This is a genomic window from Pseudomonas ekonensis (genome assembly GCF_019145435.1).
Lineage (GTDB): Bacteria > Pseudomonadota > Gammaproteobacteria > Pseudomonadales > Pseudomonadaceae > Aquipseudomonas > Aquipseudomonas ekonensis.
This window is the reverse complement of sequence record NZ_JAHSTS010000001.1, coordinates 1,696,449-1,717,138: the sequence shown is the minus strand read 5'-3', so window position 1 is coordinate 1,717,138 and position 20,690 is coordinate 1,696,449. Positions and strand designations below refer to the sequence as shown.

At 66.7% G+C, this 20,690-nt stretch carries 20 protein-coding genes; 9 read left to right on the top strand and 11 right to left on the bottom strand.

Annotation, left to right across the window (positions count from 1 at the left end):
- The first annotated feature begins 798 nt into the window (after positions 1 to 798).
- Complete coding sequence (locus KVG96_RS07870; RefSeq protein ID WP_217891495.1) at positions 799 to 2,607, top strand: monovalent cation:proton antiporter-2 (CPA2) family protein; 1,809 nt, start codon at positions 799 to 801, stop codon at positions 2,605 to 2,607.
- A 262-nt stretch (positions 2,608 to 2,869) separates the two neighbouring features.
- On the opposite strand, the gene hcnC is transcribed toward KVG96_RS07870, so the two are convergent.
- The 5 genes from hcnC to KVG96_RS07845 all read right to left on the bottom strand — a co-directional run bounded on the left by hcnC (position 2,870) and on the right by KVG96_RS07845 (position 7,658).
- A complete protein-coding gene (hcnC, locus tag KVG96_RS07865) occupies positions 2,870 to 4,129 on the bottom strand; it encodes a cyanide-forming glycine dehydrogenase subunit HcnC (protein ID WP_217891494.1) in 1,260 nt (419 codons plus the stop codon).
- Positions 4,122 to 5,531 carry a cyanide-forming glycine dehydrogenase subunit HcnB gene (gene hcnB, locus KVG96_RS07860; protein WP_217891493.1) on the bottom strand — a complete coding sequence of 470 codons (1,410 nt, stop codon included), beginning with the start codon at positions 5,529 to 5,531 and terminating at the stop codon, positions 4,122 to 4,124. The genes hcnC and hcnB overlap by 8 nt, the downstream gene beginning before the upstream one ends.
- Positions 5,528 to 5,842 carry a (2Fe-2S)-binding protein gene (locus KVG96_RS07855; RefSeq protein WP_217891492.1) on the bottom strand — a complete coding sequence of 105 codons (315 nt, stop codon included), beginning with the start codon at positions 5,840 to 5,842 and terminating at the stop codon, positions 5,528 to 5,530. Before KVG96_RS07855 ends, hcnB begins: the two co-directional genes overlap by 4 nt.
- Positions 5,843 to 6,215: 373 nt before the next feature.
- The gene (locus tag KVG96_RS07850) at positions 6,216 to 7,139 is read right to left on the bottom strand and encodes a hypothetical protein (protein WP_217891491.1); all 924 of its coding nucleotides are present in this window, start codon (positions 7,137 to 7,139) and stop codon (positions 6,216 to 6,218) included.
- 192 nt (positions 7,140 to 7,331) lie between these two features.
- Positions 7,332 to 7,658: a YdcA family protein gene (locus KVG96_RS07845; RefSeq protein WP_217892454.1), complete on the bottom strand. Its 327-nt coding sequence runs from the start codon at positions 7,656 to 7,658 to the stop codon at positions 7,332 to 7,334.
- A 175-nt stretch (positions 7,659 to 7,833) separates the two neighbouring features.
- Between KVG96_RS07845 and KVG96_RS07840 the strand changes: the two genes are divergently transcribed.
- The 3 genes from KVG96_RS07840 (at position 7,834) to KVG96_RS07830 (ending at position 10,912) form a co-directional block, all read left to right on the top strand.
- Positions 7,834 to 8,517: a response regulator transcription factor gene (locus KVG96_RS07840; protein WP_217891490.1), complete on the top strand. Its 684-nt coding sequence runs from the start codon at positions 7,834 to 7,836 to the stop codon at positions 8,515 to 8,517.
- Entirely contained in the window at positions 8,495 to 9,889 is a 1,395-nt protein-coding gene (locus tag KVG96_RS07835; RefSeq protein WP_217891489.1) for a sensor histidine kinase, read from the top strand. The genes KVG96_RS07840 and KVG96_RS07835 overlap by 23 nt, the downstream gene beginning before the upstream one ends.
- Positions 9,890 to 9,991: 102 nt before the next feature.
- Complete coding sequence (locus KVG96_RS07830) at positions 9,992 to 10,912, top strand: LysR substrate-binding domain-containing protein (RefSeq protein WP_217891488.1); 921 nt, start codon at positions 9,992 to 9,994, stop codon at positions 10,910 to 10,912.
- On the opposite strand, the gene KVG96_RS07825 is transcribed toward KVG96_RS07830, so the two are convergent.
- Positions 10,833 to 11,426: a DinB family protein gene (locus KVG96_RS07825; protein ID WP_217891487.1), complete on the bottom strand. Its 594-nt coding sequence runs from the start codon at positions 11,424 to 11,426 to the stop codon at positions 10,833 to 10,835. The genes KVG96_RS07830 and KVG96_RS07825 overlap by 80 nt on opposite strands.
- A gap of 215 nt (positions 11,427 to 11,641) precedes the next feature.
- Positions 11,642 to 12,562 (bottom strand): pyridoxal-phosphate dependent enzyme, encoded by a 921-nt coding sequence (locus KVG96_RS07820; protein ID WP_217891486.1) that lies wholly within the window; start codon positions 12,560 to 12,562, stop codon positions 11,642 to 11,644.
- 165 nt (positions 12,563 to 12,727) lie between these two features.
- Here KVG96_RS07820 and KVG96_RS07815 point away from each other — a divergent pair, with 165 nt between their 5' ends.
- Positions 12,728 to 13,387 carry a methyltransferase family protein gene (locus KVG96_RS07815; RefSeq protein WP_217891485.1) on the top strand — a complete coding sequence of 220 codons (660 nt, stop codon included), beginning with the start codon at positions 12,728 to 12,730 and terminating at the stop codon, positions 13,385 to 13,387.
- Between the two features lie 227 nt (positions 13,388 to 13,614).
- Here KVG96_RS07815 and KVG96_RS07810 read toward each other — a convergent pair whose 3' ends face one another.
- The gene (locus tag KVG96_RS07810; protein ID WP_217891484.1) at positions 13,615 to 14,295 is read right to left on the bottom strand and encodes an HAD-IA family hydrolase; all 681 of its coding nucleotides are present in this window, start codon (positions 14,293 to 14,295) and stop codon (positions 13,615 to 13,617) included.
- A gap of 65 nt (positions 14,296 to 14,360) precedes the next feature.
- A complete protein-coding gene (locus KVG96_RS07805) occupies positions 14,361 to 14,777 on the bottom strand; it encodes a response regulator (protein ID WP_217891483.1) in 417 nt (138 codons plus the stop codon).
- Positions 14,778 to 14,965: 188 nt separating this feature from the next.
- Between KVG96_RS07805 and KVG96_RS07800 the strand changes: the two genes are divergently transcribed.
- Entirely contained in the window at positions 14,966 to 15,907 is a 942-nt protein-coding gene (locus KVG96_RS07800; RefSeq protein WP_217891482.1) for a class I SAM-dependent methyltransferase, read from the top strand.
- A gap of 171 nt (positions 15,908 to 16,078) precedes the next feature.
- Here KVG96_RS07800 and KVG96_RS07795 read toward each other — a convergent pair whose 3' ends face one another.
- Positions 16,079 to 16,852 (bottom strand): helix-turn-helix transcriptional regulator, encoded by a 774-nt coding sequence (locus KVG96_RS07795; protein WP_217891481.1) that lies wholly within the window; start codon positions 16,850 to 16,852, stop codon positions 16,079 to 16,081.
- A 111-nt stretch (positions 16,853 to 16,963) separates the two neighbouring features.
- Between KVG96_RS07795 and KVG96_RS07790 the strand changes: the two genes are divergently transcribed.
- Positions 16,964 to 18,067 (top strand): extracellular solute-binding protein, encoded by a 1,104-nt coding sequence (locus KVG96_RS07790; protein ID WP_217891480.1) that lies wholly within the window; start codon positions 16,964 to 16,966, stop codon positions 18,065 to 18,067.
- 165 nt (positions 18,068 to 18,232) lie between these two features.
- Positions 18,233 to 19,348, top strand: coding sequence for a DmpA family aminopeptidase (locus KVG96_RS07785; protein ID WP_217891479.1), 1,116 nt, complete (start codon positions 18,233 to 18,235; stop codon positions 19,346 to 19,348).
- Positions 19,349 to 19,369: 21 nt separating this feature from the next.
- Here KVG96_RS07785 and KVG96_RS07780 read toward each other — a convergent pair whose 3' ends face one another.
- Positions 19,370 to 19,957 (bottom strand): NAD(P)H-dependent oxidoreductase, encoded by a 588-nt coding sequence (locus tag KVG96_RS07780; protein ID WP_217891478.1) that lies wholly within the window; start codon positions 19,955 to 19,957, stop codon positions 19,370 to 19,372.
- Positions 19,958 to 20,056: 99 nt separating this feature from the next.
- Here KVG96_RS07780 and KVG96_RS07775 point away from each other — a divergent pair, with 99 nt between their 5' ends.
- Positions 20,057 to 20,686 carry a TetR/AcrR family transcriptional regulator gene (locus tag KVG96_RS07775; RefSeq protein WP_217891477.1) on the top strand — a complete coding sequence of 210 codons (630 nt, stop codon included), beginning with the start codon at positions 20,057 to 20,059 and terminating at the stop codon, positions 20,684 to 20,686.
- The last annotated feature ends 4 nt before the right edge of the window (positions 20,687 to 20,690 follow it).

The following is a 20,690-nucleotide window of genomic DNA, read 5'->3' as shown; positions in this document are numbered from 1 at the left end:
ATGGCCCGGCCACAGCGTGCGGCCGACGCGGCCCCGCTGACGGGCGGATCATGGATCGAATAGATGAAGGCCGCATACATGGCGGGCTGACGGAATGCGAGTACAAGGTTTCAAGTCCCTATGAAAACTTCACTGTAGATCGCTTGCCTGCCCATCCTTCCTGGATGCGGCTTCACGACACGCTCTGCGCACTTGGGCAAATGTCGTGACAACACAAGCGAATGACCGGAACCCGCCTCTCTTGAAGTCAGGGTTCCGACGGGTTGAATCTCGGGCGACTTCCGGCGGTTTCTTATAATTGCCGTTAGTACTTTCTGATGCGGGAAAAATAGTAGATTCAGGACAAACGCTTTGTCAATCTTTGCAACGAAAGTTTAACAGCCGGCGTACATATGAACTATCCAGTACACTAACAAACCTGAAACCATCGTTCCAGATTTGATTCGACTTTATCGAATCAGCCACCCATGGGCCGGGGACTTGACCATTGTGTGACTTAAATCAATAAAAAGTCTCAAGAACACCGCTTGCTGTTTTCGAGTAACTACTCGGTAACTTTTCAGCTGAATTAACCTAAGACCAAAGTCTAACTTTACATAAGTAAACCCTTACGGATGCAACATTTGCCCTGTGGCCGTTGGCTTGCCAGCGATGAGGCCGGCACTGCCAACATCAAGGGTGCCTGACACACTGCCGCCGCCAGCAGGAAGACAGCCGCCCCAGGCCGCTGCCGGTGGTGCGTCGCCGGGTGAGCCTTTATCCTTGCTCCCCCGCCGTACCGAGTTCTGGAGTTGTGCCATGCCCCATGAAGGCAACCTGTTGCAAGCCGCCGTCGTCTTTCTATTCGCCGCCGTGCTCACCGTGCCATTGGCCAAGCGCCTGCAGTTGGGCGCGGTGCTCGGCTATCTGTTCGCCGGGGTGATCATCGGCCCGTCGGTGCTGGGCCTGATCGGCAATCCGCAGAGCGTCAGCCACATTTCCGAGCTAGGCGTGGTGCTGCTGTTGTTCATCATCGGCCTGGAACTGTCGCCGCGGCGCTTGTGGGTGATGCGCAAATCGGTGTTCGGCGTGGGGCTGGCCCAGGTGCTGCTGACCGGTTCGGTGATCGGCGTGGTGGCGCTGTCGGTGTTCGGCCAAACACTCAACAGCGCCATTGTGCTGGGCCTGGGCCTGGCGCTGTCGTCCACGGCGTTCGGCCTGCAAAGCCTGGCCGAGCGCAAGGAACTGACCAGCCCCCACGGACGGCTGGCGTTCGCGATCCTGCTGTTCCAGGACATCGCCGCGATCCCGCTGATCGCGCTGGTGCCGATGCTGGCCGGCGTCGATCACCACACCAGCGGCGCCGACGATGTGCGCCACAGCCTGCAGGTGCTCGGCAGCATCGCCGTGGTGGTGATCGGCGGGCGCTACCTGTTGCGTCCGGTGTTTCGCGTGGTGGCCAAGACCGGGCTGCCGGAGGTGTCCACCGCCACCGCGCTGCTGGTGGTGATCGGCACGGCGTGGCTGATGGATCTGGTGGGCGTGTCGATGGCACTGGGGGCGTTCCTCGCCGGCCTGCTGCTGGCGGACTCCGAGTACCGCCATGAGCTGGAAGCGCAGATCGAACCGTTCAAGGGCCTGCTGCTGGGGCTGTTCTTCATCAGCGTCGGCATGGGCGCCAACCTCGGCCTGCTGCTCAGCGCACCGGTCACCGTGGTGGGGCTGACGCTGCTGCTGATCGCCCTGAAGCTGCCGCTGCTGTTCGTGGTCGGACGCCTGGCCGGCGGGCTGAACAAGATCAGCGCCGTGCGCCTGGGCATCGTGCTGGCGGCCGGCGGCGAGTTCGCGTTCGTGGTGTTCAAGATCGGTCGCGATCAGGGCCTGTTCGAACCGCGCCTGTATGATTTGCTGGTGCTGACCATCACCCTGTCGATGGCGCTCACGCCGCTGCTGATGCTGATCTGCGCACGGCTGGTCAGCCCCAAGGTGCAGCCGGTGGAAGTGCCGGAGAAGTTCCGCCAGATCGACACCGACAGCCCGCGGGTGGTGATCGCCGGCATGGGCCGGATGGGCCAGATCGTGGCGCGGATCCTGCGGGCGCAAAACATCAAGTTCGTGGCCCTGGACACCTCGGTGGAAACCATCGAGCTGTCGCGCAGCTTCGGCGGCGTGCCGGTGTTCTACGGCGACCCGATGCGTCCGGAGATCCTCAGCGCGGCCAAGGTCGGCGATGCGGAATACTTCGTGATCGCCACCGACGATCCGGAGACCAACATCAAGACCGCCGAGACCGTGCGCAAGCTCTACCCGCACATGAAGATCATCGCCCGGGCGCGCAACCGTCAGCACGTGCACCGGCTGGTGGATGTGGGCGCCGAAGCGGTGCGCGAAACGTATTACTCCAGCCTGGAGATGAGCCGCCGCACCCTGGTCGGCCTGGGCCTGACCCAGGAACAGGCCGATGCGCGGATCAAGCGCTTCAAGCACCACGACGAACAGGTGCTCGAAGCCCAGCACGCGGTGTACGACGACGCGGCCAAGGTGCTGCAGACCGCCCAGGAAGCCCGGGCGGAACTGGCGAGGCTGTTCGAGTCGGACCAACTGGAAGAGCAATCGCGCAAGGCCTGAGCCCCGGTGCCGGCTCCACAGTTTTTGAGGGTGTACATGAATCTTGTGAACACCCGGGATACCTGTGGGAGCTGGCTTGCCAGCGATGGCGGCATGTCTGGCAACAGAGACATCGGCAGTGCCGGCCTCATCGTTGGCAAGCCGACTCCCACAGGTTTCTGTGGTGACCGCAAATTCTGCAGGCCCCCATCATCCCCTGCAGGAGCCAGCCTGCTGGCGATGGCGGCGCGTCAGCCGCCGCCGAGGGCAGGCCGTTCCCGGATCACGCCATTTCCAGCTCGCGCTCTTCCCTGACCGGCGCAGCCCCGAAGCGGTCCGCCAGGAACGGTGTGATGTCCAGCGGCAGCGGCTCATCGTTGATCAGCTTGTCCAGCAGCACGCCGGTGATCGCCGAGGTCAGCACCCCGGTGCGGAAGTGCCCGCAGGCATTGAGGTAACCCTCCACCCCCGCCATCGGCCCCAGGATCGGCAGCTCGTCCGGCGAACCCGGCCGCAGCCCGGCCCAGGTGCGCTTGAGGTTGATGTCCGCCAGCTCCGGCAGGCAGCGCACCGCGCCCTGCACCAGCCCGGCGATTTCCGGCCAGGTGGTGGTCACGTCATAGCCCTTGTCCTCGGTGGTGCTGCCGATCAGGATCTCGCCGTTGTCCTTCTGCGCCACGTAGCAGTCGCTGGTGGTCAGGCAGCCGTTGAGGATCTTCGGCATACGCTCGGTCAACAGGATCTGCCCTTTCACCGGTTTGACCGGAATCCGCACGCCGGTGGCCCATTCGCTCAAGTCCGCCGCCCAGGCGCCGGCGGCGTTGACCAGGGTCTTGCAATGGAACACCCCGGCCTCGGCGGTCTGCACGCCGGTCACCCGCGAGCCGTGGTGCAGCACACCGGTGACGTTGGTGTTGAAGAACAGGTCCACGCCGTTTTGCCGGGCGCCCTCGGTGTAGGCGTCGGCCAGGCGGAACGGGCTGACCTGGTGGTCGCAGAGAAACTCCAGCGCCCCGCGCGCCTCATGGCTGACGCTCGGCTCCGACTCGCGCAGGGCCGCCTGGTCGAGCCAGCGCACCTGGTCGGCCAGGTGCGGGATGCAGCCGACGATGTGCTCGGCGTACATCCGGTCCTCGTCGTCGTAGATGACGAACTTGAGGCCGGTCTTCTCGAACTTGAAATCCATCCCGTGGTTGTCGGCCAGTTCCTTGTGCAGCGCCGGGTACAGGGCGTTGGACTGCAAAGCGAAGTCAAAGAACGACGGCGGCAGGATGTGCGGCGTGCTGGCGTCCACCGCCACCGCCGCGCCCTGGGTCTCGCGCTTGCGGTTGGCCGACATCATGCGAAAGAAGATCACCCCGCAGCCCAGCCCCACCGACTCGCCGATGGCCCACAGGCCGCCCGCCGAGGCGCGGGTGGCGTTGCCGGGACGCTTGGCGTCGATCAGGGCGATTTTCAGGTCCTTGCGCTTGGACAGCTGATAGGCGACGGACGCGCCGATCACACCGCCGCCGGCGATGACCACGTCATAGAACTTACTCATGGGAAACGGCCTCCGTGCCGAGGGACTGGAACGCGGAAAAAGGAATCGGATCGATCGGGAAGCGCGGCCGCAGCCAGCCCACATCGCGGCGGCCGGTGGCCTGGCGCAGACGGTCGCTGCAATAGCCGACGCACATCCGCCCCTGGCAGTCGCCCATGCTCACGCGGGTGCGCATCTTCAGGCTGGCGATGTCCTGCACGCCCTGCTCCAGCGCCCGGTCGATGTCGGCGCGGGTCGCGTGTTCGCAGCGGCAGATCACCGTGTCCGCCGCCGGCAACGCGGTCTGGCCGACGCCGCGCTCGGTGTAGCGGTCCACCGCCGCACGGAAGCGCACGATGGCCTTGAGCTTGCCCAGGTAACGGTCGCGCCGCACCCGCGCCAGCTCTTCCTCCAGCACGCCGCGCTGCAACAGGATCGAAGTCGCGGCGATCTTGCCGGCGAGCATCGCCGCCTCGCCGCCGCGGATGCCGCCCATGTCGCCGGCCAGGTGCACGTGGGACTCGCTGCTCTGCTGCCAGACATCGGCGTTGGCGCGCAGGTAGCCGTCGTCGCTGAAGCCGTGGTCCAGGCCCATCTGCTGGCTCAGCTGGGTGCGCGGGATGAAGCCGTAGCCGACCGCCAGGGTCTTGGCCTCGATGCGCTCGGCGCGGCTCATGTCCGCCTCCCAGGTCGCCGAGTACGGCGCCACGCTGACGCTTTTCAGTTCGCCCTCGCCGTGGGCTTCGACCACGCCCCAGCCGTAGTTCATCGGGATGCCGTGCAGCTTGAGGTAGGCCAGCATGCTCACGCCGTCGAGGAACAGCTGCGGCTTGTTCAGCAGCGCCAGGCTTTCGCGGGCGATCTTGCCGAACGCGCACGCCTCGTAGACGCCCGCCACGCTGACGCCGGAGGCGTGCAACTGGCACGCCACCAACGGCAGCAGCGGCCCGGTGCCGGTGATCACCACCGGCCCCTGAGGCTTGACCACGCCGCTCTTGATCTGAAGTTGCAGGCCGCCGAGCATGATCACGCCCGGCAGCGTCCAGCCGGGGAACGGCACACTGCGCTCATGGCAGCCGGCCGCCAGCAGCAGTTGCGGATAGGCGATCTCATGGAGGCGCTCGTCGCCGTCCAGCACCACCAGCGAGCGCGTGCCCTCGGCGCCGACCACCCGGTGGTTGAGGCGCACGTCGATCAGCCCGGCCTGCTCGCGGAATTCGCCGTGCAGCTTGCCCAGCACCTCGGAATAGCGCGGCCCCAGGTAGTCCAGCTGCACGCCGTCGCGCAACGGTCCGCGATAGACCACGCCGCCCAGCCGCGAAGCCTCTTCGAGCAGGATGCAGCGCACACCATGGCGGGCCAGTTCGGTGGCCGCCGCCATGCCCGCCGGACCGCCGCCGACGATGACCGGATGCTGGCTCATACGACCTCCTGCCCGTGGATGCGGTTGACCTGGGTCTCGATGCTCATGCCCTCGCGCACCACGGTCTGGCAGGCGCGGCGCTTGTGCCGCCCGTTGATCTTCACCAGGCAGCACTGGCACACGCCCATGCCGCAGTAGGCCCCGCTGATCTGGTTGTGGTCGTTGCGCGCGACCTGGCGCACGCCGAGGGACTGAATGACGCTGAGGACGGTTTCGCCGATGGCGGCGGTGACGGGTTGGCCGTTGATGTGGACAGTCATATCCGCCTGCGCCAACGGCTGGATATCAAAGGTTCTTTCTTGGCAGTGCATTGCGAATCATCCGTGAAAAGTTCAGGTGAGGTTGCGTCAGCTCCTTGCTGCACTACACCTTTGCCGGTCCGTGGGGTTTGTCTCTCTATCGGGCCGGCAGCGGTTCCTGCGTCAGCGCAGCATCAGTGCGCGCGCAAGCAATGTAGTCGATCCAGCGGCAAGGGCGTGGAAGTTTTACGGTAGGGGATACCGCGAGAGGGAATATTGATCCAGGCCAGTGAAAGGCCTGCTGCCCGGGGTCGATCCGACGACCGGGGACAGGCAGGCCTGAGTGGAGGGTGCGTCAGTGCACGAACAGGGCGATCAGGATGATGATCGGGATCGGCACGCCAAGGAAAAACAGCAGTAATGAGCGCATGGCGAAACTCCTCGGTTAACGGACAGGGGGAACGCTGACGGCGGCGTAGGTCTCGACCTCGACATACTCGACCGCATCCCGGCGGCGACCGCCGAACGTGGCCGCGAGACTGGCGAAGAACGCGCCGGCCAACAGGGCGACGAACATCCACAACGATGTCCAGGCGGCCGCTTTGGCGGCGGCATCGGCCGCTTGCTGCGCCTTGAGCTTGGCGTCGGCGATGGCTTTCTGGGTGCGGGCATACACGTCGTCGACCCGGCGTTCGGCATCGGCCTGGGTCAGGTCGGTGCGTTGCGCGACCAATTGGGCGAGGTAGCTACGGTCCTCGGCGCTGAGCTGACCGTTGGCCAGGCTCTGGGCGAAGATCCGGGTCACGTCACCGCGCACGGCATCGTCGCTCACGGCGGCGGGACGCCCGTCGCGGAACAGGCTGTCGACGAAGTAGCCGTAACGCTCGGTGTCGGTGCCCGCGGCTTGCGTCAGGCTGCCGGCCGCACCGCCGACCGCCTGGGCACCGGCGTGCAGGCCGCCGCCGACCAGGCCGCTGACCGAGCCTGCGACCAGGGTCGCGGTGACCAGCGTCGCCACGCACCAGGCCAGGAAGCCGTGGGCGGTGTCGCGAAAGTACACTTCGTCACCGTGCAGGGCGGCCCACTTCACCCGCAAGCGCCCGGCGATGTAGCCGCCCAGGCCCGAGGCGACGATTTGCGTGGCCGCCAGCCAGACGATGGCGGAGATGCCCAGGCCCTTGGCGCTGACGCCCTCCCCGGCCCACGGCGATACCGCCGAGAACCCCAGGCCGATGCCCAGCAGCACCAGGATCGTCGACAGGGCAGCGGCGGCCGCCGCACCGGCGAAGATGGCGCCCCAAGACGCGCCCGAGACCGTGCCCGCCCCGGCTTCATAGTCAGGATAAAACCCATCGGAGGATCTATTCATTGTTGTGGCGCTCCCGGCATGAAAGATGGTGTTACAACTCGTCATCAGACGAATTGCACCGACCGTGCCAGACCACGCTCTTGAATAAATCGTTGTTTTTCAGTGGGTTGAAAATTGCCGACGGGCATCGGCCATGCAGTTTGCAACGACGGCGCGATCGCAGCGGGTTTTATGCATTGGCTCAGGCGAAGGTCACTTGCGCCGGTAGCTCTTGTTGCCGCTGGGCGTCAGGCAGTAGACCCCGCCGCGCGGCCCGGTGCAGAACGAGCCGGTGCCGCAGGCGCAACCGTCGTCGCTTTGCAGCAGCGTTTGCGGTCTTGCCGCGCCCCGCTCGCCGAACATCGCCGCGCAGCTTTTCTTCGAACCGCTGATGGAACCGTCGTTGCACAGGAACAGGTCCCCGTCGCAACGGGCGATCCCGCCCTTCTTGCCCGAGCACGGTGTGTTGGCCGCCGAGGCCGAAGCGCACGCCAGCGCCAGCAACAAGCCCGTCAACGGTACCCAGCCTCTGCCAATCATGGTGCCCACGGTGTCCCTTCCGATTGAATTTGTGGCCAGATGATATCAAGGTTGCGGCAAACGGGATTTCCGGTTTCGCTCGTTGACGGCTAAAACATGAAAGTTAATTTAAAGCGTTACCGCTAAATGTTGGCAAAATGCAGCCATTCCGTTTGAACCGATCAGCAGGCCCCTCATGACTCGCATCCTGACCATCGAAGACGACGCCGTGACCGCCCGGGAGATCGTCGCCGAACTGAGCAGCCACGGGCTCGACGTGGATTGGGTGGACAATGGCCGCGAAGGCCTGGAACGCGCCGTCAACGGTCACTACGACCTGATCACCCTGGACCGCATGCTCCCCGAGCTCGACGGCCTGGCCATCGTCACCACCCTGCGCACCATGGGCGTGGCCACGCCGATCCTGATGATCAGCGCCCTCTCCGACGTCGATGAGCGGGTGCGCGGGCTGCGGGCCGGCGGCGACGACTACCTGACCAAACCCTTCGCCACCGACGAGATGGCGGCCCGGGTCGAAGTGCTGCTGCGCCGCCAGCACAACGGCGGCGCCCAGCCGACCACACTGAAGGTGGCGGACCTGGAGCTGGATCTGATCAGCCACGAGGCCCGCCGCGCCGAGCAGGTGCTGACGCTGCTGCCCACCGAATACAAGCTGCTGGAGTTCCTGATGCGCAACAGCGGCCAGATCCTGTCGCGCATGATGATTTTCGAAGAGGTGTGGGGCTATCACTTCGACCCGGGCACCAACCTGATCGACGTGCACATCGGCCGCCTGCGCAAGAAGATCGACCCGCCGGGCAATGTCCCGCTGATCCGTACGGTGCGAGGCTCGGGTTATGTCATTGCCGAACCCGTCTGACGGCTGGCGCTCCTCCAGCAGCCGGCTGCTGGCGCTCTACAGTTCGCTGTTCGTGGCCTGGAGCGCGATCCTGATGGGGGTCATGTACTTCGAGGTGTCGAGCTACCTCGACAACCTGGCCAAGCATTCGCTGATGCAGCGCCAGCACCTGTTTTCCCACTTTCGCGGCGAGCAGCTGGAAGACGCGCTGGCCGCGAGCATGACCTTCGACATCCGCGGCATCGACGCCTACGGCCTGTTCGATGCGCACCGCCGTTACCTGGGCGGCGCCTTGCAGCAGATCCCCGACGGCCTGCCGCTGGACGGCAAGATCCACACCCTGGCCGACTGCGCCGACTCCGACGACCCGACCCTGCCCGCCGACAGCTGCGACGCCGTGGCGACCCAGACCCGCGACGGCCGCTGGCTGATCCTGCTGCGGGACAACGGTTCGCTGTTCGCCGTGACCCGGATCATCCTGCACGCGCTGCTGTGGGGCGTGTCGCTGACCATCCTGCCGGGCATCGCCGGCTGGCACCTGCTGCGCCGCCGGCCGCTGCGCCGGATCCGCGCGATCCAGGCCAGCGCCCAGGCCATCGTCGCCGGCGACCTGACCCGGCGCCTGCCGCTGTCCAACCGGCGCGACGAGCTGGACATGCTCGCCGCCATCGTCAACGCCATGCTCGAGCGCATCGAGCGGCTGATGAACGAAGTCAAAGGCGTGTGCGACAACATCGCCCACGACCTGCGCACCCCGCTGACCCGTCTGCGGGCGCAGCTGTACCGCATGCAGCAGCAGGCCGGCGAAGGCTCGCACGAAGCGGCGCAGCTCGATCTGGTGCTGGCCGAGGCCGATACGCTGATGGCGCGCTTTCGCGGCCTGCTGCGGATCTCCGAGCTGGAGGACCGGCAGCGCCGCTCGGGGTTCGTCGAACTGGAGCCGGTGCAGTTGCTTCAGGAACTGCACGAGTTCTACCTGCCGCTGGCCGAGGAAGACCAACTGCGCTTCGAACTGCACATGCCCCAGTCCCTGCCGCGCCTGAACGGCGACCGGGCGCTGCTGTTCGAGGCGGTGGCCAACCTGCTGAGCAACTCGATCAAGTTCACCCCGCCCGGCGGTACGGTGATTTTGCGCGGGGTCGACGAGGCGGGACACACGCGGATCGAAGTGCACGACTCCGGCCCCGGCATTGCGGAGTCCGAACGCGAGGCGGTGTTCCAGCGCTTCTACCGCGCCGAGGGCGGGCAACCGAAAAACGGCTTCGGTCTGGGGCTGTCGATCGTCGCGGCGATCGTCAGCCTGCACGGCTTCAGCCTGGCGGTCGGCCGCAGCGAACTGGGCGGCGCGAAGCTGGTGCTCGACTGCCGGGAGAGCCTGATTTCACAGCCCTGAAGGCTCCCCTTCCCCGCTGAACTGCAGGATCCGGCCTGCCGGCCTCACAGATCCCGCGCCAACTCCTACACTGAGGGCTCCGCCACCCCGGAGCCCATCGGCATGAACCGCAACGACCTGCGCCGCGTCGACATGAACCTGCTGGTGATTTTCGAGACCCTGATGTTCGAGAAGAACCTGACCCGCGCCGGGGAAAAGCTGTTCCTCGGCCAGCCCGCCGTCAGCGCTTCGCTGGCCAAGCTGCGGGACCTGTTCGACGATCCGTTGCTGGTGCGCAACGGCCGCGTCCTCGAGCCGACCCAGCGGGCCCTGGCGATCCTCAAAGAATTGCAGCCGGCGATGGACACCATCTCCGGCGCGGTCAGCCGGGCCAAGGACTTCGACCCGCTGAGCAGCCGCGACGTGTTCCGCATCGGCCTGTCCGACGACGCCGAGTTCGGCCTGCTGCCGCCGCTGCTCAAGCAACTGCGCGACGAGGCGCCGAATGTCGTGGTGGTGATCCGCCGGGTGAATTTCCTGCTGATGTCGTCGATGCTCGCCTGCGGCGAGATCTCCGTCGGCGTCAGCTACACCACCGACCTGCCGGCCAACGCCAAGCGCAAGAAACTGCGCGACCTGCGCTGCAAGATCCTGCGCGGCGACGACCGTCCCGGCGCGCTGACCCTGGACGACTACTGCGAACGGCCCCATGCGCTGGTGTCGTTCTCCGGGGATCTGGGCGGCGCCATCGACAACGACCTGGCCCGGATCGGCCGTTCGCGCCGGGTGGTCCTGGCGGTGCCGCAGTTCGCGCCGCTGCGGGCGATCCTGGCCGGCACCGACATGCTCGCCACCGTGCCGGACTTCGCCGCCTGCGCGCTGGTCGAAGGCAGCGGCATGCTGCGGGCCGACGAGCCGCCGTTCGAGATCATTCCCTCGGAGCTGTCGATGGTCTGGAACGGGGTCAACGACAACGATCCGGCGGAACGCTGGCTGCGCTCGCTGATTGCCCGTCACATGTCGGCGCCGCTGCCGGCGCACTGAATGCCTTGAAGCCGGGGTCGACCTCGCGCAGGTACACCGGCAGGTCGGTCATCGGCGGCATCTGCGGGATCTCGAAATACATCTGGATCACCCAGCCCCGGTGGTAGCTGTTGTGATTGACCACATGCAGGAAAATCGCCCCGGCGTTCATCGTGCCGCCGTCGCCGGACACGAACGTGAAGTCCACCGGGTGGTTCAGCGACGCTTCGGTCTGCCCGGCGCTCCAGGCGCAATACCAGTCATCGGCCTCTTCCTGGGCCCGACGCAGCTCGGCGAGATCGGCGTAGACCAAATCGTGGGACGTTTCGAAGCCGTGGCTGCGGCCTTCCAGGTGCGCCTGCCAGATCCGGTCGACCACGTAGATGTGGTTCAGCGTGCCGAGCATGGTTTTAAAGATGGTCTTGCGCTCACGGGTGATTTCTTCCGCCGGCAACGCTTGCAGGCTGTCGAACAGGCGCCGGTTGGCCCAGCGCTTGTAGCCGGCGAACAGATGGGCTGTGGCCAGGTTGATCATCGCGGGTACCTTAGGGTCTGTGTGAAAAGTCTTGAGACGAAGGTCAGGCAAGGCGAAAACAGCCGAGGAAGCGGAGTTTACGGGTTGTAAATGAGCATTCCGAGGCTGTTTTCAACGCAGCATCACCGAGTATCAAGGCTTTTCACACAGAGCCTAGGCGCAAAAACGGATCTGTCCAGAATAGCCCCTGTTCGCCGCAGCGGCGCCGGCACCGACTATTGGTCGGTGGTGCGCGCCCACCCCGCCACCAGTTGCGCGCTGATGCTGACCCCGCCGCACACGATGATCACCACGTCGTGGGCACCGGCCAGCGCCGGGTGGTCGAGGTAGGCCGCCGCCAGCGAAACGCCGCAGGCCGGCTCGACCAGTTGGCGCAGGTCGCTGGCGTAGCGCACCACGCCCAGGATCGCGTCGTCGTCGGACAGCACCAGGCATTGGTGGGCGAACTCGCCGATGTGCGCCACCGGCCAGGCCGCCACCTGGGCCGCGCCGAGGGAGGTGGCCACGGTGTCGATCCGGCTCAGGCGCACCGGGTGGCCGGCCTCGACCGCCGCCGCGAACGAGGCGGCGCCCTGGGTCTCGCAGGTGACGATGCGGCAGTCGCGGCGCCCGTGGCGCAGCAGCCCGGTGAGGATCCCCGCCAGCAACCCGCCGCCGCCCACCGAGGTGACCACGGTGTCGACCTGCGGGCAGTCCTGGAGGATTTCATCGACCATCGAGCTGTGCCCGCGCCACAGCACCGGGTGGTCGAAGGCCGGCACGTATTCGGTGTCCGCCGCGCCCGCCAGTTCCCGCGCCCGTTGGTTGGCCTCGTCCCAGACCTTGCCGTGCACGATCACCTCGGCCCCGGCCCGGCGGATGCGCGCACGGGTGGCCTCCGGGGTGGTGTGCGGCACTACGATGCAGGCCTGCAAGCCTAGCCGCGCCGCCGCCACCGCGGTGGCCAGCCCTGCGTTGCCACCGGACGGGCACACCACCTTGAGCTTGCCCTGCGCAGCCGCCTGGCTGCACAAAAGGCCCATGCCGCGCAGCTTGAACGAGCCGCCCGGTTGCAGGTTCTCCAGTTTCAGCCAGATGCGCCGCTGCGGTGTCGAGAGCGTCGGATGAAGGATCAACGGCGTGCGGATGTGCAGCATGACGGCCTCCGGTATGCGCCGCGGCCCGGCGACATCCGCGCCGGGCCGCGGTCGGTGAGGATGGCGGATGTCCCTTCCTCAAGCTTAGCCCACCGCGCCGCGGAACCCCGCGCGACGGAACCGGCAACTACACTCAACGCAACGGCAGTCAGGTTTGAGGGTTCCATGAAGATGTCTGCACAGATGACCGTCGTCGCGGTGCTGGCCACGCTCGCGTACCTGGGCCTGGCGATGTGGGGCATCGGCGGCGTGGCCGTGTTCTTCTCCCACGGGGCGCTGGTGGTGGTGGCGCTGGCGACCCTGGCGATGGTGGTGGCCTCGCTGTTCAGCGAGGTGAATTTGAGTTCCGGCGAACGGGAAGACCGGGCCAACCGCTGGGTGATCCCGGCGTTCGGCGTGATCGGGCTGGTCAGCGCCGTGCTGCCGGCGTATTGCGACCGGATCGGCTTCTGGACCTTCGGCCGCGAAGGCGTGCGCTGGGTGGGGGCGGTGCTGTTCATCGCCGGCGGCGCATTGCGCCTGTGGCCGGTGTTCGTGCTGGGGCACCGTTTCAGCGGGTTGGTGGCCATCCAGCCGGGGCACCGGCTGGTCACCGACGGCATTTACCGGCGCCTGCGCAACCCGAGCTACCTGGGGCTGGTGGTGAACGCCGTCGGCTGGGCCTTGGCGTTCCGTTCAACGGTGGGCCTGCTGCTGGCGGCGGTGACGCTGATCCCGCTGATCGCGCGCATCCACTCCGAGGAAGCCCTGCTGAGGGCGCAGTTCGGCAGCGAGTACGACGCCTATTGCGCCCGCACCTGGCGCTTGTTGCCGGGCATTTATTGATCCAGGGTGCCGACATCATCGGCGTCTGACGCGCCGCCATCGCTGGCAAGCCAGCTCCCACAGGTTTTGTGGTGTACAGGGATTCTGTGGACACCCGGGAGCCTTGTGGGAGCTGGCTTGCCAGCGATGAGGCCGGCACTGCCGACCTCTGTGGTGCCTGCCCCACCGCTATCGCCAGCAGGCTGGCCCCGACAGGGCCCGGCATGCCTTGTCTTGGCTGCCTGCGGTCAGCCTTCCTGCCGCGTTGCGCTGAGCGACAACCGCCCGTCGCTGCCGGCGCGGACCTGCAGCCCGTCGTAACGGTCTATCGTCGCGTGCGGGGTCTGAAGCGGGTGCTGGTGGGTCGCGGTGACGACCATCAGCGGCGCGCCGGCGGCCTCGGCCGCGAGGATGCCGGCGGTCGCGTCCTCGAAGACCAGGCAATCGCCCGGCTCGACGCCCAGGCGCGCCGCCGCCAGTCGGTAGCCGGCCGGGTCCGGTTTGCCGGCGGTCACGTCTTCGGCGGTGATCATCACCGCCGGCTCCGGGATCCCCGCCGCCGCCATCCGCCGCAGAGCCAGGTCCCGCGGGGCGGACGTCACCATGGCCCAGCGGTCCGCCGGCAACGCCTTGAGGAACGCCGCCGCGCCGAGAATCTCGACAACGCCCTCGACGTCTTCGATTTCCGCCACAGTGATGTACGCCGCCTGCGCCTGCGCATCCACCCCCGGCAGGTTCAGCCGCCGGATGGTGTCGATGGCGCGCACACCGTGGATGGTCGGCAGGAACGTCTCGACGTCCACCCCGTGGCGCACTGCCCACGCCGTCCAGATCCGCTCGGCGGCGGCGATGGAATTGAGGACGGTGCCGTCCATGTCGAACAGGAACGCGCCGAACGCGCGGTTGAGCACAGCATCAAGGGCAGGCAAGGGGTCGCATCCTCTGGCAAGGGGCCGGGCTAATGTGCCCGGCAATGTAACACTTGCGCAGCGGATCAGTGCAGCAGGCGCGGGCCCTTGGACTGGAAGGCGACAGCCACGCAGTCGAGCAACTGCCCGATGGCCCAGGGCTTCTTGATGAAGGCCACCGGATGCCGCACCCCGGAGGTCTGCGGCGTCTCGTAGCCGGACATGACCATCACCGGTTTGTCCGGCCAGCGGTCGCCCACCAGGTTGGCCAGGTCCGCTCCGTTGAGCGTGCCCGGCATGGTGATGTCGGTGAGCAGCAGCGCCACCTCCGGCGCGTGGGCCTCCAGATACTCCGACGCCGCGTCGGCGCTGGTCTGCGGCTCGACCCGGAAACCCTCCTCCTGCAGGATTTCGCAGAGAAACTCCAGAATCAGCGGATCGTCCTCGACCACCAGAATCAACCTGCCAGGCCGGTGCGAATTCGCTGTCGGTACTGGGCACATGAACGGTCACTCCCTGAATTGCATGAACAGTGTCGCGGATCGGATCCGCTTCTTATCTGGTAGGAGCCGCTGCCTGCGAGGAAATTCATTTTTTGGTACAGACGATTTTCCCGCTGCCCGCAAGGGCAGTCCGCGACGCCGGATTTGTGGGTAAAATGCCCGCCCTTTTCGTTTGCCGATTCCGATTGATGACCCCTCAAGCCCTTGCCCTCCTCCATGCCCATCTGCTCGACGCGCTGGCCTCGCCGCCCGCCGAGACCCGCCGCCTGTTCCACGGGCGCGGGCGCTGCTGGCCGGACCTGGAGCAGGTCACCGTGGACTGGCTACAGGGCGTGGTGCTGGTGTCGCTGTTCAAGGAACCGCCGGCGGATCAGCTCGAAGCCCTCAAGCGGATGCTGCTGGACCTCACCGGATCGGCGCAGTGGCGCCAGTCCGGCGCCCACACGTTGCTGATCCAGCACCGTTACCTGCCGCAAAGCACCGCCGAATGGCTGCTGGGCGAGGAAGTCGACGAGATGACTCTCGTCGAGGGTGGCCTGAAGTACCGGGTGGACCTGGGCCGCAAGCAGAACGCCGGGCTGTTCCTCGACATGCGCTACGGGCGCGACTGGGTGCGCGGGCAAGCGGCGGGCCAGCGGGTGCTGAACCTGTTCGCCTACACCTGCGGCTTTTCCGTGGCGGCCATCGAGGGCGGCGCCCGCCATGTGGTCAACCTGGACATGTCCCGCGCCGCCCTGAGCCGGGGCCGGGACAACCACCGGCTGAACGGGCATGACCTGGGCAAGGTGAGTTTCCTCGGCCATGACCTGTTCAAGTCTTGGGGCAAGGTGATCAACGGCGGGCCTTATGACCTGGTGATCATCGACCCGCCGTCGTTCCAGAAAGGCAGTTTTCTGCTGACCAAGGACTACCGGCGCGTACTGCGCCGCCTGCCGGAACTGCTGACGCCGCAAGGCACGGTGCTGGCCTGCATGAACGATCCGTCGTTCGGCCCGGATTTCCTGATCGAGGGCGTAACGCGGGAAGCGCCGGGGCTGCGGTTCGAACGGCGGCTGGAGAACCCGCCGGAGTTCCCCGACATCGACCCGGAAAGCGGCCTGAAGGCCTTGGTGTTCAGGCGCCTGGACTGATTCCCTTTGCCGGAGCCAGCCTGCTGGCGATAGCGGTCTGTCAGGCACCCTCGTTGTCGGCTGTGCCGGCCCTATCGCTTGCAGGCAAGCTCCTACAGTTTTTGCGGTGCACAAACCTCTTGCGAACACCCGGATCCCTGGGGGAGCCCGCCTGCCGGCGATGGCGGTGTGTCAGACAGGCCGCAGCACCAGCGCGAACAACTCGCCGTGCCCGGTGACGTTGAGCTTGTGGTAGAGGTTGCGCCGGTGCACCTTCACGGTCTCAGGCGAGATGCCCAGCTCCCGGGCGATGGCCTTGCTGGAAAAGCCTTGCAGGATCAGCCGCGCGGTGTCGATTTCCCGCGACGTCAGTCGCGCGTCGAAGCGGTCGAGCAACGTCGCCAGATCCCCGGCCGGCGCTTCGGCGACCGCCCCTTGCGGCGGCAGCAACTGCGCATGCCGGCGCATCGCCGCCAGCACCCAGTCGCGCACGCACAGCAGGCGCCCTTGTTCTTCGGTGCCGAACACCGTCGAACGGCCCAACGACAGGCTCAGCACACCCCCCTCGACGTTGACCAGAAACTGCAACTCATCGGCCCCGACCACCGAGCGGAAGTAGCTCTGGTAGTACTCGCTCTGCATGAACTGGTCCGGCGCCACCGACGCGAGGCTGTGCAGGCCGTCGGCGATGCCGGCGACCGCCGCCTGGTGGAACGGGTCGAGCTGGTACAGGCCGGCGCTGTAGCCGGCCAGGTCTTCCTGCTCGTCGGGGCGGGCCGCGCTGTCGAAATCGGTCAGCAACTGCGGCGCCCGGCCCGGCGCCATCAACGCCACCAGGGCATTGTCCAGCGGCACCAGCAACCGCAGGGTGTCCACCAGCGCGCGCCAGAAACCGTCCTGGCCCACGGCGGCGAACATCCGCGCCAGGCTCTGGTGAACGGGCAGTTCCTTCAGCAATGCGTCCACGCACTACCCCTTTTGAGTAACCCTTGATGGGAATGGGAGGGCCGGCGCCGGGCCGATAGCCTGAGCGCTCCCGTCAATCACCGGCCTGCCGCAGGCCAGGAGTGCCGCATCATGCGTCGTCACCGTGGGTATATCAACCTGGGCCTTGGCGCCTGCGTGGCGGTGGCTTCGGCCGCCATGGCCACTGACGCGCCGAGCGTGCACGTCTACAACTGGTACGACTACATCGGCCCGACGACCCTGCATGACTTCAAGCGCGACAGCGGCATCGAGCCGGTGTACGACACCTTCGACAGCGCCGAGGTGCTGGAAGGCAAGCTTTTGACCAGCCGCAGCGGCTACGATGTGGTGGTGGCCAGCAACTACAGCCTGCCGACCCTGATCCAGGCCGGCGCGCTCGCCCCGCTGCCCCGCGACCGACTGCCGGGCTGGAAGAACCTGGACGACGGCCTGCTCGGCAAACTGGCCGACAACGACCCCGGCAACCGCTACGCCGTGCCCTACCTGTGGGGCACCAACGGCATCGGCTACAACATCGACAAGGTGCGCGCCGCCCTCGGCGACAACGCGCCGGTGGATTCCTGGGACCTGGTGTTCAAGGAGGAGAACCTGGCCAGGCTGGGCGAATGCGGCGTGGCCATGCTCGACTCCCCTTCGGAGATGCTGCCGGTGGCCCTGCATTACCTCGGCCTGCCGCCCAACAGCACCGACGCCGAGGACTACCGCAAGGCCGAAGCGCTGCTGCTCAAGCTGCGCCCGCACATCGCCTACTTCAATTCGTCGAAATTCATCAGCGACCTGTCCAACGGCAACATCTGCGTGGCGGTCGGCTGGTCGGGGGCGATGCTCGAAGCCAAGACCAACGCCGAACAGGCCGGCAACGGCGTGAAAATCGCCTACAGTCTGCCCAAGGAAGGCGCGCCGGTGTGGTTCGACACGCTGGTGCTGCTCAAGGACGCGCCGCACCCGGCCCAAGGCCTGGCGTTCATCGATTACCTGCTGCGCCCGGAGGTGATCGCGCCGGTCACCGAGCACCTGTCCTACCCCAACGGCAACCGCGCGGCCACCGCGCTGCTCAACGCAGCCACCCGTGACAACCTCGCGGTGTACCCGCCCGCGTCGGCGATGGCGACGTTGTTCACCCTCGAACCGCTGCCCAAAGCCACCGAACGGGTGCGCACGCGGGTGTGGAGCAAGGTCAAGAATGGCCAATAGCAAGGTGGCCACAGCTTTTCCTCCACCCCCAGATCCCTGTGGGAGCGGGCTTGCCCGCGAAGGCGTCAGCAGGTTCACCGCCCGGCAAGGCACTGGCGCCTGCAGTGCCCTGCAACTGTCACCCTTTTGTGCACACTTCCTCACCTTTACCGAGAGACTGAACCGATGAAACCCCGCGCCAGAGACCTGAACATCCGCATCGGCCGGTTGCAGCCCGGACCGCTCAACGCCATCACCGACGTGCCCGGCGTGCGGGTGGGCCACAGCAGCGTACGCGGCCGCAGCGCCGCCGGCCGCGACATCTGCACCGGCGTCACCCTGATCGAACCCCGCGCCGGCTCGACCAACCGCCAACCGTGTTTCGCCGGGGTGCATGTGCTCAACGGCAACGGCGACGCCACGGGGCTGGAGTGGATTCGCGAAGCGGGCCTGTTGACCAGCCCGGTGGCCTTCACCAACACCCACAGCCTGGGTGTGGTGCGCGATGCGTTGATCGCGCTGGACCGGGCGCAGCAACCGGACGACGGCCGCCTGTACTGGAACATGCCGGTGGTGCTGGAGACCTTCGACGGCTTGCTCAATGACATCAACGGTTTTCACGTGAAGCCCGAGCACGTATTCGATGCCGCCAACGCGGCGACGGGCGGCCCGGTGCCAGAAGGCGCCGTCGGCGGCGGCAGCGGCATGGTCTGCCATGAGTTCAAGGGCGGCATCGGCACCGCCTCGCGCCGGCTGGGCGCGACCCAGGGCGGCTGGACGGTGGGGGCCATCGTCCAGGCCAACCATGGCGTGCGCCGGGAACTGCGAGTCGACGGCTACCCGGTGGGCCGCTTTCTGGAACCGAAAGCCTCACCGTTCACGGACGCGGCCCTGCCCCATCCGGGCATGGGATCGATCGTGGTGTGCCTGGCCACCGACGCGCCGCTGCTGCCGCACCAATGCACACGCCTGGCGCAACGGGCCAGCCTCGGCCTGGCCCGCACCGGGGGCGGCAACGAGGACCAGAGCGGCGACCTGTTCATCGCCTTCGCCACCGGCAACGACCATATCCCGCCCGCCGCCTACGAACGCAAAGGCGCGCCGACCTGCGACGGGCTGCGCATGGTCACCAACGACCACATCAGCGCGCTGTTCCTGGCGGCCACCGAAGCGGTCGAAGAAGCCATCATCAACGCCTTGCTGGCCGCCGAGACCACCGAAGGCAACGGGCACTCGGTGCCGGCGCTGGACGCCGACACCTTGCTCGCCGCGCTCGGCAAGGCCGGCTGGCCCGGCGCCTGATGCACCGCGCGGGGCCGGCCTTCACTGGAACAGGCCGAGCCCCAGCGTGTGGGCGGTTTGAAGATGCAGCGCCGGATCGTGCAGCTCCGATTCCAGCAACAGCGTCGAACTACCCATCGTCGCCCCGCAGTAATCGAAGATGCCGTGCTCGATCTGCGCCTTCATCGCCGCGCCGTAACCATGCCGCCCATAAGTGCCTGCGTCCGCCCCGCCGAGGCCGACCAGGTGCACGCGCAGGCGGCCCAGTTTCTTCGAAAGCCCCGCGCCGCCGTCGAAATCGAACGCCCAGCCGTTGCTGAACACCCGGTCGATCCAGCCTTTGAGTAGCCCGGGCATCGCCCACCAGAACACCGGAAAGACCAGCACCAGCGCGTCGGCGCGGTCGATGCGCGCCTGCTCGGCCAGGACATCCGCTGGCGGCGGCGATTCGCGGTGGTGCACGGCCCAGTCCGCACGGGTGAAACGCGGGTCGAAACCTTCGGCATGCAGGTCGGCGATCTCTACCGTGTGGGCCGGATCGGCCGCCGTCACGCCGTGCGCGATCCGCTGCGCCAGCGCATGGGTCAATGAACGGGCATCGTGATGATCCACAACAATCAATGCGTGCATGGGAATCTCCAGGTGGTGGACGCTCGCCGGGGGCTCTATACTCCAGACAAGCTACTATCGGTAAGCTACCGAAAGTAAACTACGATTGGTATATAACCCATGTCAACCACCGAAGTCCCCAAACCCGCCCAGCCCCGGCGACGCCTGTCGCGGGAGGACCGTCATCGCCAACTGCTCGACCAGGCCTGGCAACTGATCCGCGAACAAGGCACCGACGCCCTGACCCTCGGTTATCTGGCGGAAAAGGCCGGCGTGACCAAACCGGTGGTCTACGACCACTTCACCACCCGGGCCGGCCTGCTGGCCGTGCTGTACCAGGATTTCGACCGGCGCCAGACCGCCCTGATGGACGCCGCGCTGGCCACCTGCGCGCCGCGCCTGAGCGACACTGCGCAGGTGATCGCCACGCAATACGTCGATTGCGTGCTGACCCAAGGCAAGGAGATTCCCGGGGTGATCGCCGCATTGGCCAGCACTCCGGAGCTGGAGAAAATCAAGCGGGAGTACGAAGCGATCTTCCTGGAAAAGTGCCGAAATGCACTGCTGCCCTTCACCCAAGGCGGGGCCATCGCCCAGGCGAGCCTGCGCGCGATGCTGGGCGCCGCCGAGGCGCTGTCCCAGGCGGCGGCCAGCGAGGAGATCACAGCCCCCCAGGCCCGCGACGAGCTGTTCGCCGTGATTCTCGCCCTGGTCGAAAGAGCCGCAAAGCAGGTGACTGACGGTACTTGAGGCC

What these genes read in the sequence shown, in the direction of transcription:
- KVG96_RS07830 (WP_217891488.1), top strand. Translation starts at nt 9,992, where the DNA reads ATGAACCGCAACGACCTGCGCCGCGTCGACATGAACCTGCTGGTGATT.
- KVG96_RS07845 (WP_217892454.1), bottom strand. Translation starts at nt 7,658, where the DNA reads ATGATTGGCAGAGGCTGGGTACCGTTGACGGGCTTGTTGCTGGCGCTG.
- hcnB (WP_217891493.1), bottom strand. Translation starts at nt 5,531, where the DNA reads ATGAGCCAGCATCCGGTCATCGTCGGCGGCGGTCCGGCGGGCATGGCG.
- KVG96_RS07840 (WP_217891490.1), top strand. Translation starts at nt 7,834, where the DNA reads ATGACTCGCATCCTGACCATCGAAGACGACGCCGTGACCGCCCGGGAG.
- KVG96_RS07785 (WP_217891479.1), top strand. Translation starts at nt 18,233, where the DNA reads ATGAAACCCCGCGCCAGAGACCTGAACATCCGCATCGGCCGGTTGCAG.
- KVG96_RS07805 (WP_217891483.1), bottom strand. Translation starts at nt 14,777, where the DNA reads ATGTGCCCAGTACCGACAGCGAATTCGCACCGGCCTGGCAGGTTGATT.
- hcnC (WP_217891494.1), bottom strand. Translation starts at nt 4,129, where the DNA reads ATGAGTAAGTTCTATGACGTGGTCATCGCCGGCGGCGGTGTGATCGGC.
- KVG96_RS07800 (WP_217891482.1), top strand. Translation starts at nt 14,966, where the DNA reads ATGACCCCTCAAGCCCTTGCCCTCCTCCATGCCCATCTGCTCGACGCG.
- KVG96_RS07790 (WP_217891480.1), top strand. Translation starts at nt 16,964, where the DNA reads ATGCGTCGTCACCGTGGGTATATCAACCTGGGCCTTGGCGCCTGCGTG.
- KVG96_RS07870 (WP_217891495.1), top strand. Translation starts at nt 799, where the DNA reads ATGCCCCATGAAGGCAACCTGTTGCAAGCCGCCGTCGTCTTTCTATTC.
- KVG96_RS07820 (WP_217891486.1), bottom strand. Translation starts at nt 12,562, where the DNA reads ATGCTGCACATCCGCACGCCGTTGATCCTTCATCCGACGCTCTCGACA.
- KVG96_RS07775 (WP_217891477.1), top strand. Translation starts at nt 20,057, where the DNA reads ATGTCAACCACCGAAGTCCCCAAACCCGCCCAGCCCCGGCGACGCCTG.
- KVG96_RS07825 (WP_217891487.1), bottom strand. Translation starts at nt 11,426, where the DNA reads ATGATCAACCTGGCCACAGCCCATCTGTTCGCCGGCTACAAGCGCTGG.
- KVG96_RS07815 (WP_217891485.1), top strand. Translation starts at nt 12,728, where the DNA reads ATGAAGATGTCTGCACAGATGACCGTCGTCGCGGTGCTGGCCACGCTC.
- KVG96_RS07850 (WP_217891491.1), bottom strand. Translation starts at nt 7,139, where the DNA reads ATGAATAGATCCTCCGATGGGTTTTATCCTGACTATGAAGCCGGGGCG.
- KVG96_RS07855 (WP_217891492.1), bottom strand. Translation starts at nt 5,842, where the DNA reads ATGCACTGCCAAGAAAGAACCTTTGATATCCAGCCGTTGGCGCAGGCG.
- KVG96_RS07835 (WP_217891489.1), top strand. Translation starts at nt 8,495, where the DNA reads ATGTCATTGCCGAACCCGTCTGACGGCTGGCGCTCCTCCAGCAGCCGG.
- KVG96_RS07780 (WP_217891478.1), bottom strand. Translation starts at nt 19,957, where the DNA reads ATGCACGCATTGATTGTTGTGGATCATCACGATGCCCGTTCATTGACC.